This is a genomic window from Sporosarcina sp. P32b (genome assembly GCF_002743335.1).
In the GTDB taxonomy this organism is placed as follows: Bacteria; Bacillota; Bacilli; order Bacillales_A; family Planococcaceae; genus Sporosarcina.
The window spans coordinates 275,431-292,648 of the sequence record NZ_PDZB01000002.1 but is presented as its reverse complement, the minus strand read 5'-3'; the positions used below and the strand labels follow the sequence as shown (position 1 = coordinate 292,648).

Annotated in this window: 15 protein-coding genes and 1 pseudogene; 9 read left to right on the top strand and 7 right to left on the bottom strand. The window is 39.4% G+C overall.

Translation table 11 applies throughout. The features are described 5' to 3' along the window. The first annotated feature begins 186 nt into the window (after positions 1-186). The 5 genes from CSV64_RS03045 (at position 187) to CSV64_RS03025 (ending at position 6,440) form a co-directional block, all read left to right on the top strand. Positions 187-1,053, top strand: a complete 867-nt coding sequence (locus CSV64_RS03045; protein ID WP_099633575.1) for an HD domain-containing protein — start codon at positions 187-189, stop codon at positions 1,051-1,053. 419 nt (positions 1,054-1,472) lie between these two features. Next, positions 1,473-2,309 (top strand): malate synthase, encoded by an 837-nt coding sequence (locus CSV64_RS03040; protein ID WP_099633574.1) that lies wholly within the window; start codon positions 1,473-1,475, stop codon positions 2,307-2,309. Between the two features lie 350 nt (positions 2,310-2,659). Next, positions 2,660-3,646: a LacI family DNA-binding transcriptional regulator gene (locus CSV64_RS03035; RefSeq protein WP_158233001.1), complete on the top strand. Its 987-nt coding sequence runs from the start codon at positions 2,660-2,662 to the stop codon at positions 3,644-3,646. 155 nt (positions 3,647-3,801) lie between these two features. After that, positions 3,802-5,082, top strand: a complete 1,281-nt coding sequence (gene hisD / locus CSV64_RS03030; protein ID WP_099633572.1) for a histidinol dehydrogenase — start codon at positions 3,802-3,804, stop codon at positions 5,080-5,082. 41 nt (positions 5,083-5,123) lie between these two features. Further along, complete coding sequence (locus CSV64_RS03025; protein ID WP_099633571.1) at positions 5,124-6,440, top strand: GntP family permease; 1,317 nt, start codon at positions 5,124-5,126, stop codon at positions 6,438-6,440. Between the two features lie 210 nt (positions 6,441-6,650). On the opposite strand, the gene CSV64_RS03020 is transcribed toward CSV64_RS03025, so the two are convergent. The 4 genes from CSV64_RS03020 to queC form a co-directional block, all read right to left on the bottom strand. Continuing rightward, a complete protein-coding gene (locus CSV64_RS03020) occupies positions 6,651-8,771 on the bottom strand; it encodes a catalase (protein ID WP_099633570.1) in 2,121 nt (706 codons plus the stop codon). 182 nt (positions 8,772-8,953) lie between these two features. Next, positions 8,954-9,442, bottom strand: a complete 489-nt coding sequence (gene queF / locus CSV64_RS03015) for a preQ(1) synthase (protein WP_099633569.1) — start codon at positions 9,440-9,442, stop codon at positions 8,954-8,956. A 14-nt stretch (positions 9,443-9,456) separates the two neighbouring features. Then, complete coding sequence (locus CSV64_RS03010; RefSeq protein ID WP_099633609.1) at positions 9,457-10,008, bottom strand: VUT family protein; 552 nt, start codon at positions 10,006-10,008, stop codon at positions 9,457-9,459. Continuing rightward, positions 10,008-10,673, bottom strand: coding sequence for a 7-cyano-7-deazaguanine synthase QueC (gene queC, locus CSV64_RS03005; RefSeq protein ID WP_099633568.1), 666 nt, complete (start codon positions 10,671-10,673; stop codon positions 10,008-10,010). Before queC ends, CSV64_RS03010 begins: the two co-directional genes overlap by 1 nt. Before the next feature lie 444 nt (positions 10,674-11,117). Here queC and CSV64_RS03000 point away from each other — a divergent pair, with 444 nt between their 5' ends. Continuing rightward, the gene (locus CSV64_RS03000) at positions 11,118-11,543 is read left to right on the top strand and encodes a DUF1801 domain-containing protein (protein WP_099633567.1); all 426 of its coding nucleotides are present in this window, start codon (positions 11,118-11,120) and stop codon (positions 11,541-11,543) included. Between the two features lie 23 nt (positions 11,544-11,566). Further along, a complete protein-coding gene (locus CSV64_RS02995) occupies positions 11,567-12,115 on the top strand; it encodes a DUF7010 family protein (protein ID WP_099633566.1) in 549 nt (182 codons plus the stop codon). A 158-nt stretch (positions 12,116-12,273) separates the two neighbouring features. Here CSV64_RS02995 and CSV64_RS02990 read toward each other — a convergent pair whose 3' ends face one another. The 3 genes from CSV64_RS02990 to CSV64_RS02980 form a co-directional block, all read right to left on the bottom strand. Further along, entirely contained in the window at positions 12,274-12,441 is a 168-nt protein-coding gene (locus CSV64_RS02990; RefSeq protein ID WP_099633565.1) for an aspartyl-phosphate phosphatase Spo0E family protein, read from the bottom strand. Positions 12,442-12,839: 398 nt separating this feature from the next. Further along, positions 12,840-14,105, bottom strand: a complete 1,266-nt coding sequence (locus tag CSV64_RS02985) for an ATP-binding protein (protein WP_099633564.1) — start codon at positions 14,103-14,105, stop codon at positions 12,840-12,842. Positions 14,106-14,165: 60 nt separating this feature from the next. Then, complete coding sequence (locus CSV64_RS02980; protein WP_099633563.1) at positions 14,166-14,561, bottom strand: rhodanese-like domain-containing protein; 396 nt, start codon at positions 14,559-14,561, stop codon at positions 14,166-14,168. A 130-nt stretch (positions 14,562-14,691) separates the two neighbouring features. Here CSV64_RS02980 and CSV64_RS02975 point away from each other — a divergent pair, with 130 nt between their 5' ends. Next, positions 14,692-15,525 (top strand): lipoate--protein ligase family protein, encoded by an 834-nt coding sequence (locus CSV64_RS02975; RefSeq protein ID WP_099633562.1) that lies wholly within the window; start codon positions 14,692-14,694, stop codon positions 15,523-15,525. A 164-nt stretch (positions 15,526-15,689) separates the two neighbouring features. Next, positions 15,690-17,135 (top strand): annotated as a pseudogene (locus tag CSV64_RS02970) (vitamin B12-dependent ribonucleotide reductase); the annotation flags it as partial. Positions 17,136-17,218 lie beyond the last annotated feature (83 nt).

Sequence of the window (17,218 nt, the reverse complement as noted above, 5' to 3'; positions counted from 1 at the left end):
TAAATAATTGAGCGATTGCGTACTACTTACGTTATACATGGTATATTTGAAGAATACCATAGTAAGGATGAATGGATAGTTGATAAAGTACCAAATAAATGTATCTAAATTTTCTTAGTTCATGCATGCAATCAACAAGCTAAATAAAAGTATTTTCTGGGGAATAAATGATACGGGGGTCTTAGTTTGAATACTATTGAAAAAGCTTTCCAATTCGCATTATATAAACATAGAGGACAGTTTCGCAAAGGGACGGATATTCCATATATCACTCATCCTTTTGCTGTTTCGATGCTTTTAAAGCACCATCAGTATAGTGATGATATAGTCGCAGCGGGTTTGCTGCATGACACGCTCGAAGATACGGACACGACTGAAAATGAGTTGCAAAGTCAATTTGGCGACAAGGTACTTGATCTTGTGTTGGCTGCATCGGAGCAAGATAAAACTTTATCATGGGAAGAGCGCAAACGTCATACAATTAAAGAGTTAGGCAGAAAAAACACTGATCAGCTCGCCGTCATTGTGGCGGATAAACTTCATAATCTTCGCTCAATCCAAGAAGATGTTGATTGTGTAGGAGATGCTGTATGGAGTAGATTCAATAGAGGTAAACGTGAACAATCCTGGTATTATATGAGCATTGTGAATGCTTTGAAGCCTGTTATGAAAGACATGCGTCTAGCGCGTATATTAGAAGTGGAAGTGAAAAGACTTTTTGTTGGCGCTAGTAAGCTGATGGATAATGAAATCGATAGGTTATTCAATGTTGCATATAATTTATCGCCAACCGAGGAAGAAGAGTTTAAGAAGCTAGGAATAATAGATTTCGTATACGAAGTAAAAGTGGCTGCAGATACGGTATATAAAAATCAAGATTTTGATGTAATACGTCCGTTGATGGATGAGTTGACGGATCGAGGAATTAAATTTGAATTGAACTCAGACGGGCCATTTATAGTGCTCGCTTTTTGTAATGAATTGCAGCAGCGGTTAGGCTGGTCTGCTGATGATATGTACCGTCACGTTAAAAGGAATATAAGGAAACTCTAGTCGCAGTAGACTAGACTCTCAATATAGCAAGTCCTACTAAGAAAAATTCGACGTTAGCTAATCACCTCATCAAACATGCAGTAAATGAGGGCTGTATATCCATACTATTAAGAGTGAAACTAGTTACATACACAGTCTTGTAAAATCAAAATCGTCTATTATACGATAAACAAATAAGAAATGTCAACCATGAATTTGAGAAATTTCTGATTATGTGTTATACTGTATATGTACAAGTAATCAGGACGGTGTTTAACAATCCTGCGCAACTTATTCCAGTAAGGAATGAAGGGCGCATTTTTTTGAATTTGATAAATGGGTTGTTATATTTCAATCAAATAAAATGTAAACGCACAGATTGTTTTAATCAGATTAACTGTAAAGTAGTTATCAAAGAATTTATAGGAGGAGATTGTCTAGTGAATTTAATTAATGAAGAAATTACTCATAACGTGTTTGGTGAAGGAAATATTGTGGAACATGAGGAGTCATTCATTACCGTTGATTTCAATAAGGATCTTAAAAGATTCGTCTATCCCGATGCATTCGAGAATTTTATTACTTTAAACAATCGAAGTATGGCAGAGTCTTTAGAGAAGGTCTTTGTGGAACGAAAAGCAGAAGAAAAAATAATGGAAAAGAAGCGTAAGGAAGAAAAAGCTATCCAAGTGCTTGAACAGCAACGTAGAGAAATATTGAAAAACCATAAAATTCATGAAAGTTCACAAATTGTTTTCTGGTTAGAGAAAGAACGACAGTCAGAAGTGTTTAACGACTGGGAAATATCGACTGGAAGCATTCAAAGCGGTAAGAATAAAGGGTTACCCAACCCAGTAACTCGTTTACGCCCGAACAGTGCAGGTGTTCTAACAGTGAGAACTTCTGATCAAGCAGAAACAGAAAGAACTATTATTGGACTCTTCATGGTTGGTGATACATTTATTGGTAGTATAGGCGAGGATGGATTGGTTCCTGCTCACCCTGAATACAGAATTCAACTTTCAGAAGAAGAAGCAGAGAAAATGCTTTTCTGGAATTACTACAGAAATAAAAACTATCCTGATCGTACTTCATGGAATTCTGGTACATTCCGTTACTTTGATAATATTTGGACTGCCCAAATTTTAAAAGATATTATTGCATTAAAGACGGACGAAGAGCAGATTAAAGAAGCAGAAGAGTTTATGAACTATTTCTGTAAATTAAATGCTATTGACATGAATAACATTCCGGAAGCTGAAGGTGCGCTACGTTAACGAGTAGAATCACTTTGGCTGAAGTGCTTTAGTAAAATTATTAATTACACATAAAGCTGCCAGGTACGAGCACATGATGACTGTGTTGGTACCTGGCAGTTTTTTTGCTTCATTCAATTGTTCTATTGATAAACATCCAGGTCACTGAAAAATATACATCGGATAAATCCCTTATTAAACGTCAATTGATTTCTATAAGTTTGTAAAGGGAATATAATAGTGGGTAAACTTCTAAGGAGACTTCATTTCAAATCTTTAGCTGCATATTATATAATTCATTAGATTGAACAAAAACGTACTAGTGAAAATCATACATAGAATTGAAAAACATTGTAAAGGAATGAATGGAAATGAGAGAAACGGTAACAGCGATGGATGTCGCTAAGTTGGCGGGCGTATCACAATCGTCTGTTTCAAGAGTATATTTTGAAGGTGCATCTGTTTCCGATAAAACTAGGAAACGGGTTCTGGAGGCAGCTGCAGAGCTCGGCTATCGTCCTAACGTATACGCGAGAAGCCTCATAACAAATCAGTCCAAAATTATTGGTCTTGTAATGAAAAGTGTTCAAAATCCATTCTATGCACATGTATTAAAACGATTTAGTTCAATCTTCAAACAGCGAGGATACAGCATCTTATTTGTCTCCACCAATAACGATGAAATTCAAGATGAGGATGTTGAAACATTACTCAACTATCATGTAGCGGGTGTAATTGTAACCGATGCTACGATGTCAGAAACTGTTGGGGAGGAGTTCAAAAAGAATCAAATCCCTCTCGTTTTCTTTAATAGAAAGCCTAGTACTGACGTGTTCCATTCAGTGAGTTGTAATAATTTAGAAGCCGGCCGCTCTATTGCACATTTTTTGGTTTCTACAGGGTCCAATCAATTAGTACTGGTTACGGGTAATGAAGATACCTCTACAAGTATTGAACGTGAAAAAGGTTTTTGTGAGGTCCTTGATCAGCAGAGTATTACGTATCGCACATACAATTCAGACTATACGTATGAAGGTGGATACGATACAGCAATTTCTTTGCTTGAAGAAAATAAATTACCGTCTGCAATTTTTGTTGCGAACGATATTATGGCACTTGGGGTATTAGATGCACTTCGCAAGCATGAAATCCAAATACCGGAACATACTAGGGTCGTTGGATTTGATAATATCGGCATGGCTTCTTGGCCGGCTTACGACTTAACGACATGGGAGCAGCCGATTGAAGAAATGATTGAAGCAACGGTAACGTATTTGATGGAAGAAGTGACATCTTATACAGGATTTGTACAAACGATAGAAGTTGATGGAAAGTTGATTGAAAGAAAAACGACATAAAGTTGTTGACTTTGACGAATAATTAGACTATTATTTTGACGTAGAGTTAAATGCATACGTATGCAGAATGTATTTTACTCAGGCATTCTATACAATGCTCAAATTAGTAATTAGTTAAAACAGAATGTAAGCGGTTAAAAATAGGAGGCGACATCATGGTAAAAGTAATTAAAGCAGGTAAATCTAAAGAAGAAGTAGTAGCTAACGACACGAAGGTCTCTGAAATTGTCTCTGCAGCGTTAAAAGACGTAGAAAGTCGTGGAGATCAAGCGGTACGTGAGCTTTCTGAGAAATTTGACAAATGGACTCCGAAGTCCTTCAGACTAAGTGAATCAGAAATTAAAGAAATTGTTGCGCAAGTGCCCGATAGTGTCATCGAAGACATTAAATTTGCCCAAACTAATATTAAAGCGTTTGCAGAAGCACAGCTTGCTTCATTGCATGATGTAGAAGTAGAGGATATTCCTGGTGTGATTCTTGGACATAAAAACATTCCAGTAAACAGCGTAGGTTGTTATATACCGGGTGGACGGTATCCGATGGTTGCATCTGCACATATGAGTGTGTTGACTGCAAAGGTTGCGGGAGTGAAACGGGTTATAGCCTGTACACCACCAATTAATGGGGAGATTCCAAAAGCGACTATTGCGGCCATGTATTTAGCAGGAGCAGACGAAATTTATTTACTTGGCGGCATTCAAGCGATGGGGGCGATGGCTATCGGAACAGAAACCATTGAATCTGTCGATATGATTGTTGGACCTGGTAATGCATTTGTTGCCGAAGCGAAACGTCAATTATACGGTCGTGTAGGAATTGATTTATTTGCAGGGCCAACAGAAACATTAGTTGTAGCAGATCATACAGCGGATGCAGAAATGATTGCGATTGATCTTCTTGGTCAAGGTGAACATGGACCGACGTCTCCTGGCGCGTTGATTACGACTTCGGAAGAGCTTGCACACGAAACGATTAAGGAAATTGCGCGTCAGTTGGAAACTCTTCCAACCGCAGATGTAGCTAGTGTATCTTGGGAAGATTATGGTCAAATAGTAGTCGTGGATTCGATTGAAGAAGCACGGATTGAAGCGGATCGCTTAGCATTTGAACATGTAGAGATTTTAACAGAGAATCCCGATTACTTCCTCGAGAATATGACGAACTACGGTTGCCTGTTTTTGGGACCAGAGACGAATGTAGCATACGGAGATAAAGTAATTGGTACAAACCATACATTGCCGACTAAAGGGGCAGCTCGTTACACAGGTGGATTATGGGTTGGTAAATTCATCAAAACAGTTACCTATCAGAAGATTACAACACCAGAAGCTTCAGCCTATATCGGCGAATACGCAGCAAGACTTTGCTTATTAGAAAACTTTGAAGGACATGCTAGACAAGCACAACTTCGTGTAGATCGATATGGCAAAAAATAAAACTGGTTTTTAAAGGAGCAAGGTAATTAGGAGGAATGACTATGTTAGGAATGATCGGCCTTTTTGCGGGACTTGCGATCTTAATATTTTTAACAATGAAAGGGATGAACCTTCTCATTGCGGCACCAATAACCGCATTGTTTATCGCAATTATGAATGGCATCCCGCTTTTCCCACAGTTAGTAGAAGAAGGCGCGGTCAACTTCTTAACGAACTATATGGGTGGATTTACAGGATTTATCGCCTCGTGGTATTTAATGTTTTTAACGGGTGCGATATTCGGTAAAGTTATGGAAGACAGTGGTGGCGCCGATAGTATTTCAAAATGGATTGTCAGTAAAATTGGTATGAAAAGAGCAGCCTTAGCGGTCGTCATTGCTTGTGCAGTGTTAACATATGGCGGTGTAAGTTTGTTTGTTGTAGCATTCTCGGTATATCCGATGGCGTTAAGTCTCTTCAAACAAGCCGACTTGCCAAGAAGATTCATTCCGGCTGCACTAGCATTTGGTTCTACCACATTTACGATGACGTCAGCAGGATCACCTGAAATTCAAAACTGGATTCCAATTGAGTTTCTTGGAACGAGTCCGTATGCAGGGTGGGAAGTCAGTATTTTCGTAGCACTCTTCATGTTCTTGTTCGGCTATTGGTGGCTGAAACGAATGATTTCAAAAGCTGTCGCTAAAGGGGAGAGGTTTGTTGCAAGGGATACAGATAAGGAAGTAGATATGCAAAGATCTCTACCGAACCCGATACTGAGTATGATTCCATTAGTTGTAGTTCTTGGAATTACATTGCTGTTACATAACTATCTTGGAACCTCTGCATTAATTATTTCCTTAAGTGGCGGTATATTGGCCACATTTATTTTGAATAAAAAGTACTTCCAAAACTTTGGTCATGCAGTAGGGGAAGGTGCGATGGGTGCAGTGATCGCCATCGCCAATACAGCTGCAGTCGTTGGTTTTGGGGGAGTAGTTAAGGCGACACCGGCTTTTGATGCTGCAGTAAATGTCATGACAGATATTCCGGGAAGCCCATTAATTGGTGGAGCGCTTGCGGTAGCGGTCATTGCTGGATTGACGGGATCATCGTCAGGTGGACAAGCGATTGCCTTACCATTATTGGCTCCACACTACTTAGATCTAGGCGTAGATCCTGAAGCGTTGCATAGAACGGTATCCATCTCTTCAGGCTCATTGGATTCACTTCCTCAAGGAGGATACGTTGTGACGACGATCCGATCCATTGCTGGTGAAACGCATAAAGACGCGTATCCGGCGTTTGGCGCATTGTCTGTGGTTGTACCTATACTCGGTGCAGCAGTCGCGGTTATTCTGTTTTCAATTGGACTATAATAATGAAGACCCAACGAGCTGAAACATGGTTTGTTGGGTCTTTAAATTTCCCAGGTAATGAAAAGAAGGTAGGGCGCAGCGCAGTCTTCTAGGCGTGGCAAGATTATTCACAACGTTTCACGAAGACTTTCGTAAAGTACTATGAGTATAGTTGGAAAATAAAGAAGCGTCACTCTTCATATGAAGAGTGACGCTTCTTGCTATGAACAATTAGTAAATATCTCGTTCCCAAAATCGTTGTTGGGTAATAGCGAGTACAAAGTCGTCGTTAAACGCGGGGTTATTTTTAGCGAATACAATACCGGGTCCTTTTTTTGCGTCAGACGCTGTGAAAAGGGTGTTTCCGGTTTTGGCAACACTAATCGGTTTATAGTGTCTAAACGCCTCATTGATAAAATAGACGCTATCCGAATTGAACTTCGGTTGATTCGCTGCCTTACCACCTACTACATAAAGAGAATCGAATAAAACGGGAGCAGTAGTCAAAAACGTTTCATTCACATGAATCTCCAGTCCATTCTTACCTGTTACCGTACCTAGTTTTTCACCGATTGTGTACGCCCATACACCGTATTTCGCTAGATGTTCAATTGTTGTCTTCACTTCTTCATCAGCGAATCCATCGCCAATCAGAATGCCGACTTTTAAACTGTATGGGTAGCGAGGGGTGTTTTCCTGGCTCAGCGCAGGGGACGATTCGGTAACATTGACTTGTTCACCGGTCGGTTTATTCACTCCTACATTGTTTGCGATGAGAGTGGCCATTTCTTGATCGACGTGTGCGAACATATCGACAACTTGCTGCCTGACACTCATACTATTTACTTTTCCGACTTCAAAGCTGAACGCGTTAATAATATGTTGTTTTTCTGGTAGTGACATACTATTCCAGAAAAGTCGGGCTTGAGAAAAGTGGTCATTGAATGATTCGCTTCGGGCTTGAATAATTCGACCTTCCACTTTTTCAGCATAATGAACGAATCCGCCTTCTTTTGCTGTAGAAGTGGAGGGGGTATTGTTAGCTAAGGAATTTTTATGATAACTTACTTTGCCAACATCAATCCGTTGACGATTGAATCCGTTTCGCTGATTGTTATGGAATGGACAAACTGCACGGTTAATCGGAATTTCTGTGAAGTTGGGTCCACCGAGGCGATATAGTTGGGTATCGAGATAAGATAAAAGCCTCCCTTGTAAAAGCGGGTCATTAGTGAAATCTATTCCTGGTACGACATTACCGGGATGGAAAGCGGCTTGCTCGGTTTCAGAAAAGACGTTGGTGACGTTTTGATTTAACGTCATTTTCCCAATGATTTTAACTGGGACGATTTCTTCTGGCCACAGTTTTGTCGCGTCAAGAATATCAAAGTCAAACATGAATTCATCTTCTTCTGCAATCATCTGCACACCAAATTCATATTCAGCAAAATATCCATTATCAATACAATCCCATAGATCTCTGCGTTGGAAGTCTGCATTTTTTCCGGCGATTTTCTGTGCTTCATCCCAGACTAAGGAATGCACGCCCAATATCGGCTTCCAATGAAACTTTACAAAAGTAGCTTTACCTTCACTATTAACAAACCGGAATGTATGCACACCAAAGCCTTCCATCATCCGCCAACTTCTAGGAATGGTGCGATCCGACATTTGCCACATCACCATATGGGCAGATTCTTGATTGTTTGCTACGAAATCCCAAAACGTATCATGAGCAGAAGCGGCTTGTGGCATATCTGTATCGGGTTCAGGTTTGACTGCGTGAACGAGATCGGGGAACTTCATGCTATCCTGGATGAAAAACACAGGTAGATTGTTTCCTACCAAATCATAGTTTCCTTCTTCCGTGTAAAACTTTACCGCAAAACCTCTGACGTCTCTTGCTGTATCAACAGATCCTAAATTTCCTGCCACATTAGAAAAACGTGTGAATACAGGTGTTTTCTGTCCCGGCACTTGGAGAAAGTCGGCTGTAGTATAGTCTTTCATTGATTCATATACCTCAAACTCACCGTGTGCTGCATATCCTCTGGCATGAACGACTCGTTCAGGAATCCGTTCTCGGTCAAAGTGCATTAGTTTTTCTTTTAGGTGTATTCCTTCCATTAATGTTGGTCCACGAACGCCAGCTTTTAATGATTCTTCATCATTTGACACTTTAACCCCTTGATTGGTCGTAAACGATTTACCTTTATTATCTACCTTGAATTGATCCAATTGCTGACTTTTTCGATTCTTGATTCTGCGGCTAGCTTCATTTGTGGATTTGTCTTTCACGAAATCTCCTCCATTACTAGTAAAATTATGATTAATATGATACTCCTCATCCATACTGTATGTATAAGCTTTGTTAAATAGCCCAAAGGTTTATGTGTGGCGAAATAGGCTACATACGTTCTAATGAAAAGACTAGGAGCTGACGTATAGTATCCAGCTCACTTGAAGTAAAAGTGATTTAAAAAATGCCAGGCCCGAAGACAATTCTGGATTGTCATCGGGCCTGGCAGTAAAAATTATCTATTATCTATCTTCTCTGGGTATATATCATGTTGAAATAGTCTTTCCTTAGCCATTTGTTCAAAGTATGTTCCAGGTTTTCCGTAATTGCAATACGGATCTATAGAAATACCACCACGCGGGGTGAATTTGGCCCACACTTCTATATATCTTGGCTCCATTAATTTAATTAAGTCTTTCATAATAAGATTTGCACAATCTTCATGAAAACCTGGATGGTTTCTGAAACTGAACATATAGAGCTTTAATGATTTACTTTCTACCATTTTCACATCAGGAATATATGATATGTATATGGTAGCAAAGTCCGGTTGTCCAGTGATTGGACAAAGGCTTGTAAATTCAGGAATATTAAATTTAACAAAGTAATCATTGCTTTGATGTTGATTCTCAAACGTTTCTAAAACGTCTGGATCATATTCATAGTTATATTTTGTTTCTTGATTTCCGAGTAATGTAAGATTGTTCACACCGTTTTCGGGCATATTCCATTCTCCTTTTAATGTACTTCTGAAATATTAGGTTCATATATATTTAGTTTAATGACAACTTGTCTAATACCGCCTGCAACAATTAACTGCATTAACACTTTCGCTACCCATTGTCCAAGTATGGCATAAGGAACTAATTCCCATGGGACAAAGTTAAGACCCAGTGGACTGATACCGATGATGACAAATAAACTAGAGTCTAAAAACCCCGCTACAGCACCAGAGAATAATACTCTTTTTACAAAAGGTAATTTAAAGCGCGTGTAAATTTCAGTATCTGCTGTTTCTGAAATAATGAAACTAAGTGTACTTGCAAAGACGACCCATAGTTGATCCCCTAAAGAATAACTTGTAAGAGCTGATAATAAGAGGGCGACTCCAATCAAAATGTATGTTTGATGTCTACCGAATCGATTTTGGACCATATCTCTCATGACAAGTGTTAATCCAATGAATAAGGTACCATAAGGAATAATTAGTGGACCAAGTTCAAATGGTGCAAATCGAGCTGTAATTACGTTAGCAAGAATGATGGATAATAAATAAATCGTAATTCGGATCATGAGACGTGTTGTCCTTGTAAGTATTTCGCCAGTCCATCATTTCTTAGCTTGCATGCAGGGCATTCTTGGCAACCATCTACCATTACACCGTTATAGCAAGTTAACGTGTTCTTTCTTATATATTCCAACCGACCCATTTGATCCGCCATTTCCCAAACTTCCGCCTTGTCTTTCCACATTAAAGGCGTGATCAAATCAAAAGGATAGTCCATTGCTAAATTTAATGTCTCATTTAAAGAACGAATAAACTCGTCCCGACAATCAGGATAACCACTGAAATCTGTTTCGCTCACACCGGTAATAACTGCATGTGCCCCAACAGTTTTTGCATAGATTGCTGCAAATGAAAGAAATATATGATTCCGTCCCTCAACAAACGTATTGGGTACATTTCCTTCTTCTGCTTCAATGGGCATGTTTTTTCTAGTCAAGGCGTTCGAAGTTAATTGATTGAGAATGTCCATCTGAACTATTTTTTGTTTAACACCTAAGTCTTCCGCGATTTTTGTAGCACAATCAACTTCTAACTTATGTCGCTGTCCATACAAAAACGTGACGGTTTCTACTTCGTCGAATTCTTTCATTGCCCATAACAGGCAAGTGGTAGAATCTTGTCCACCACTAAATACTACAACTGCTTTACTCACTCTACATTCCTCCATAGTTTTGTTTTTAGAGGGGATGGTTTCGAACCCTCTGTAATAATCGTAGAATCCCGACTGATTACGCCTAAGACACTTATGATTATCAGTAGTTTAATATACACTTGAATTGTATAAATCACAAGCAGATTGAAAATTCTCACAGTTACTGTTATCTTTAATCAAATGTGATTATAGATGAAGCTATAGTCATTTCAGCAAGATTGTGACATCATCTGAACGATTTTGCTATTCTTCTTCAATAAATTGAATATGCCATACCAATGATGCAATCAATAATTAGTTGAGCGGAGATGAGCAATGGCATTTACGGGATCATGGTTGGCGAAGGATACAAGAAATAGGTATGTAGGCAGTATTGGAGGCGGCGGGCAAGTGAGGATGTAGAAATTATGATGTACTAGGCATACAGTAACAAAAAATTAGTAGAATGGAGTGTACATGATGTACGAATTAAAAACTAAAGAAACTGATCATAGTGTCATCGAATTCATAGAGAACATTGAACAAGTAAAAAAGCGTGAAGATGCATTTCAATTAGTAGATATCTTTACCGAAACAACAGGGTATCAAGCTAAAATGTGGGGCCCTAGTATTATAGGATTTGGCAAATATCATTATAAATACAATTCTGGTCATGAAGGGGATGCGCCAATCGTTGGCTTCTCACCACGAAAAGCAAAAATTAGTTTATACGTAACACTCGAAACTGAACAGCGCGAGAAATTGCTAAAAGATTTCGGGAAATATACATCGGGAAAGTCTTGTATATACATCAACAAAATAGATGACATTGATATAGACATATTAGAGAAATTAATCAAACAATCTGCAGCCTTTATAAATGAAGTCTATCCGAATCAAGAATAAAACGGGAAAGGTGGAAGATTTCATTGTTGATTGATGAAATGAGAAAAGATTTATCGATCAAAGGGAGAAATGGGATCTCATTTCTTCTCTCTGCTAGTATAATTTGGTTAATCATTACGATTATATTTATGCAGTCAATTGAAATAGCTCAGAAAAATATATGGATGCTTTTTTCGACTGGTTTGATGTTTCCTCTTTCAGTTGGTGTTTCATATATATTAAAGGCTGATTGGAAATTTGAAACTAATGCTTTAGGGAGTCTAGCGTTATATTTAAATTTGGCGCAGATTATCTATTTTCCGATTCTTTTTTGGAGTATGTTAAAAAGTCCCCATGACGCCATTATGATATTTGCTATCATTACAGGAGCTCACCTTTTCACGTATGGGTGGTTGTATTATGCAAAACCTTATTATATTGCGGCTCCAATAATTGCAGTCGGCATGATGTTTTTAGGTTTGTATACAACGACAGACAATCTATGGCTAATACCTTTTTCTATGATGGGGTTATTATTCATGTTAAGCATGGCGTTAAATATGAGTTATAGAAAGTTAGTAAAGCGTATATGACGTGTTGTGTTGGTCGAAACAGTAACCAATACACAATCTATATTTATCCATAGAGGCAACTTATACTGCATAATCAAGTATTGGATCATACGAAAAGACAGTTCCCAAACGGAAACTGTCTCTCACTTAGAACTATGAGCAATACCTTAGATACAACTTCAATAGTTATGAAAAGCACTTTGCACTCTGTTCAATAAGGTATCTAATCGCTGGCTGGTTTTGACAACGCTTGGATGTGTAAATCCTAAGAAAGCGGCTTTCTTATACATAATAATTCTTTTCACTTCAATTCTTAACAACAAAAAGTTTTTTTTGACAGTTTTCATCAAGTCTATTCCTCCGTAATATATATATTATGCTTCAAATCATGTAGCGGTCTTCTTGCTAGTAGAGAAGCAACCTAGTTATCATATATAACTGAGAATGAAAAGTGTGTCGCATTTTGACTGACTTCAATATTGTTTCTAAGTTATGGCAGAAATGTGTATGAAAATTGATAATTTAACTATAATAAGCGAAAAAAAATACCTTCATTCGACACTAGTGTTATTTCCTGTGTAAATGTCTGGTATAAATAATTAGTGAAGATCTAAATAACTGTAGTCTTTATACGTAATGAATTCTGTTCAGTGCGATTCAAATAGCAGAATCAGTGACTCGTGGTAAAAAAATATAAATATGAAAAAGGTTGCCTGAAGTTTTTCAAGGCAACCTTTTTTGCGGATTAATAACCAATTGTCGAATCGGTCTCCCAGTCATGCCGGGTAGCTTGCCTATGTTGCTTCTGCAACTGGCGGATCCGTTCTTCGTATTGAATAGTCGCCTCATAATGGTAGGTTAGTGCAATCGACATATATAATTCGTTCAACTGTGATACGGAAAGGCCTTTCGTCTGCTTCGCGATTTCTTCAACCTGCTTTGTAGACAAAATCTTTTTGCGGTCCAGTTTTTCAATATATAACTTACGGACTTTTTGTGTCGGAGATTTGATTTCATATGTGCTGTCAAAGCGGCCTGCGCGATTTATTAGGGCCGGGTCGATACGTTCAGGGTAATTGGTCGTCCCGATGATGAATAAGCCATCACGGACATGTACGCCATCGAGGATGTTCAAAAATGTGCTTCTCATATGCTCTGGCATGGAGTCGATATCTTCGATCACGAGGATGGCTGGTGCTAGGCGTTCGACTGTATTGAAAACTTCCTGTACCGAATGACTTCCTGTGAATTCCGTGATTTGCCAGTAGACGACAGGCGCGTCGGTTGTGCCAGTGATGGAGCGCACGAGCGTTGTTTTGCCGTTACCAGGAGATCCATACAACAAGATTCCTCGTTTATAGGGCAGTCCGTATTCTTTAAAGAATGCACCGCCATCTCGAAAGAATTCATCAATAGAACGAAATAGATCGTTCTTCAAATTTTCATCTAGCAGGACATCATTACGCTCAATTTGAGTGCCGGCGCCATATGTCTTTTTTTCCATACCTTCCTCAGTATCCACTAAGTACGTAATATTCGTTTTCATCGCTTCTCGTTGTAATTGATTTAGCACTTCGATGAAATCTTTAACATGGGTAGCAGATGGTGCGAATACAGTATGTTCTGACCAGGTGGAGCCAGTTGCGACATAATAGCTGATGTTCGCGATGGCGATTTGATGTTCCGGAAAGAAAAGTAACTGATTATCGATTGTTTCAGCACCTTGCAGAGAAAATGTAGTAGCTGATTCGTCTTGCTGGATCTTTTGTGTCGGTAATGTGGCGTAAATATGACTAAGTGATTCGTAAGCCAATTGTTTACGATGAATCAGCTCAGGAAGCATTGTTTCTGTGTAAGAAGCAAATTCGTCCACTTGGATAATTTGCCAGTCAGCTGGTGAACGTTGTTGAAGTGTGTCTAGAATTGCTTCAATGATGACGCCATAATATTGATAATGTGTCAGCTTCTCGTACTGTGCTGACTGTAAAGGAATTAAAAAAGATGGTTTCATGAATAAAACACTCTCCTTATAAATAAGTAGATCCTCCTTAAAAAGGAGGATCTACACTGATTATTTTGTTTTGATTTTACCTGACCACTGTTTAAATCCACCGCGTAGCTGGTAGATTTCTGTACACCCTTTTTTCTTCAAGAACAACGCAGCACGACCAGTACGGCTTGTGTTTTGGTCATAAAGATAAACGGGTTTATCGGGGCGGATTTCCTTATAACGCTGTGAGAACTGCGTAAATGGAATATTACGTGCACCTAAAATATGTCCAGCATCGAAATCTTTTGGTTCGCGCACGTCGATCAATTGTGCTTTGCGATATCCTTTAATAAACTCTTCTTGTGTTAAAGTAGTCAATGCTTTTCCGACCCGTATGTATGTGATGACGAAATACAAAATGACCGCGAGCACAGCTGCTCCCAAAATATAATAACTCAAAAAAACTTCCCCCTTCATCAATATCTCTATTATAAAGATTATCTGGCATCAGTTCAATCCTAATGATAAAATGAAATGCGTTATTGTTTTTTTCATTGACGATTTCCTATACTATAGGTGGAGTATTAAAGGTGAAGGAGAATAGATTATGACAAAAGCCGTTTGGCATTATGTAGATTCTGGAAAATGTAGTCCTTCCTTCAATATGGCGCTCGATGAAGCGCTTCTTGACTTACATAGCCGAGGAGAAATCGGACCGGTTCTACGTTTTTATGAATGGGAACCTGCTACATTATCTATCGGGTACTTTCAGCGTATTGAAAAAGATATCGATATGGAAAAAGTAAAAGAATTGGGGCTCGGATTTGTCCGAAGACCAACAGGGGGCCGTGGCGTCCTGCATGAACATGAGCTTACCTACAGCGTCATTGTGAGTGAGCAGTATCCCGATATGCCGGAAACGGTGACGGAAGCGTACCGTGTAATTTCTGGTGGATTGCTGCAAGGGTTCCGTAATCTCGGACTTCAGGCAGAGTTCTCGATTCCAGATAAAGATGTCACAGAGCAATTACGAAGCCCGAAGAGTGGTGTGTGTTTTGATGCACCGAGCTGGTATGAGCTCGTCGTTGAAGGTAAAAAAGTTGCTGGTAGTGCGCAAACGCGACAAAAAGGCGTGATTTTGCAACATGGAGCCATTTTAATGAGCTTAGATGTCGATAAATTAACATCCATTTTCACGTATTCATCACCCGCATTGAAAGAACGTGTACGTAGAACATTGCCGGATCGTGCAATTGCGATTGACCGATTGACGGATCGAGAGATTTCAGTGGAAGAATGCAAACAAGCCTTTTCCAAAGGATTTGAAGCGTCGCTCGATATTTCATTGGAACCACTAGAATTAACGCCCGAACAGCTCGCTTTAGTTCGTCAAATCGAGAAAGAGAAATATGCGAATGATGACTGGAATTACAAAAAATAAAATTGGTACTTTGGTTTTATTTTTTTTGTCGAAATGTCGCGATATCAATGATTTTTTGTTTTTGAAGAATAAATGTCGATTGATATAATATTCAATATGTAGTAGATTATTTAATAAGACAAACACTATATATAGTGTTTGTAGCGTTATGAGGAGGATGTTACATGGTTACGATGTCGAAGCAAGGCGAACCGATGCTCGATAAACAACAGTTGAATGAGGATATTGCGAAGTTCCCCCAAGTTCACCCCGTTACGGAGGATATGAAGCTAACTCATAGTGGAGTATCTCGTCTAGTAATGATTGATCGGTATTCATTTAAAGATATGGAAAAGAAGACACTGAAAGAAGGCGATTTTGTCGTTCTAACAGTGAGGGAGGATCCGAGGTTCCCAGCTCGTGGGTTAGGTTATATTATGAAACTTGATCAAGCGAACGGAAAAGCGGATATCTGGATCGAACCAGAATATCGTTCATCAATCGATGATATGGACGAGCAGCAAAAAGGAGTGATCACACGTCCACTTGATGTGTTGGAGAAGCCCCTGGAAGTGTTCTACGAACAGATTGCGAAACGAAATGCGACTGGACTTGCTTCTGTTGAAAAGACGGAAGATAGAAGAACGCAGTCGTATAACATGTTCTATGATCAGTTGAAGGAATTGAACTTCATTCCAGCTGGTCGTGTGCTGTATGGCGCAGGATCGGATACGGATGTCACGTTCTTTAACTGTTATGTGATGCCGTTTGTCCCCGATTCCCGTGAAGGGATTTCCGATCACCGCAAGCAAGTGATGGAGATCATGAGTCGTGGTGGCGGTGTAGGAACGAATGGTTCGACATTGCGTCCACGCAATACATTGGCGCGCGGTGTCAACGGTAAGTCATCTGGATCGGTTTCCTGGTTGGATGATATTGCGAAGTTGACTCATTTAGTTGAGCAGGGCGGATCAAGACGTGGAGCACAGATGATTATGTTATCAAACTGGCACCCGGACATTTATGAGTTTATCATCTCCAAAATGCAGAATCCGCGAATTTTGCGCTATTTGATCGAAAACACAGAAGATGAAATGATTAAAAAGCTGGCAGATGAGAAATTAAATTTCAAACCTCTGACAGCACAAGAAGAAGCAATGTATCAAAGCATTACAAACTATAAACAAATCCCAGGTCAAGGTGGCTTCAACGCAGCGATTATCCGTGACGCTGAGCTGAAGCTTCAGGATGGCGGAACGTACACCGTTCATAATCCGGAATTCCTGACAGGAGCGAATATCTCTGTTACTTTAACGGATGATTTCATGAAAGCGGTGGAAGAAGACGCGGATTATGATTTACGTTTCCCGGCAGTCGAAAATTATTCACCTGAACAAATGAAGCATTATAACGAACAGTGGCATGAAGTTGGCGACGTACGTGAATGGGAACGCCAAGGTCACGAAGTTCGTGTCTATCGTACGATTAAAGCCCGTGCACTATGGGATTTAATTAATATCTGTGCTACGTATTCAGCAGAACCAGGCATTTTCTTTATTGATAATGCGAATGACGATACGAATGCGAAAGCGTACGGACAGCAAGTTGTAGCAACGAATCCGTGTGGTGAAGTTCGCCTCACGTTAAAAATTGCGGGATGAAGCGGGAAAGCTGAGATGCCAATCCGAACCGAAGGCTAGAAGTAAATTTTTAG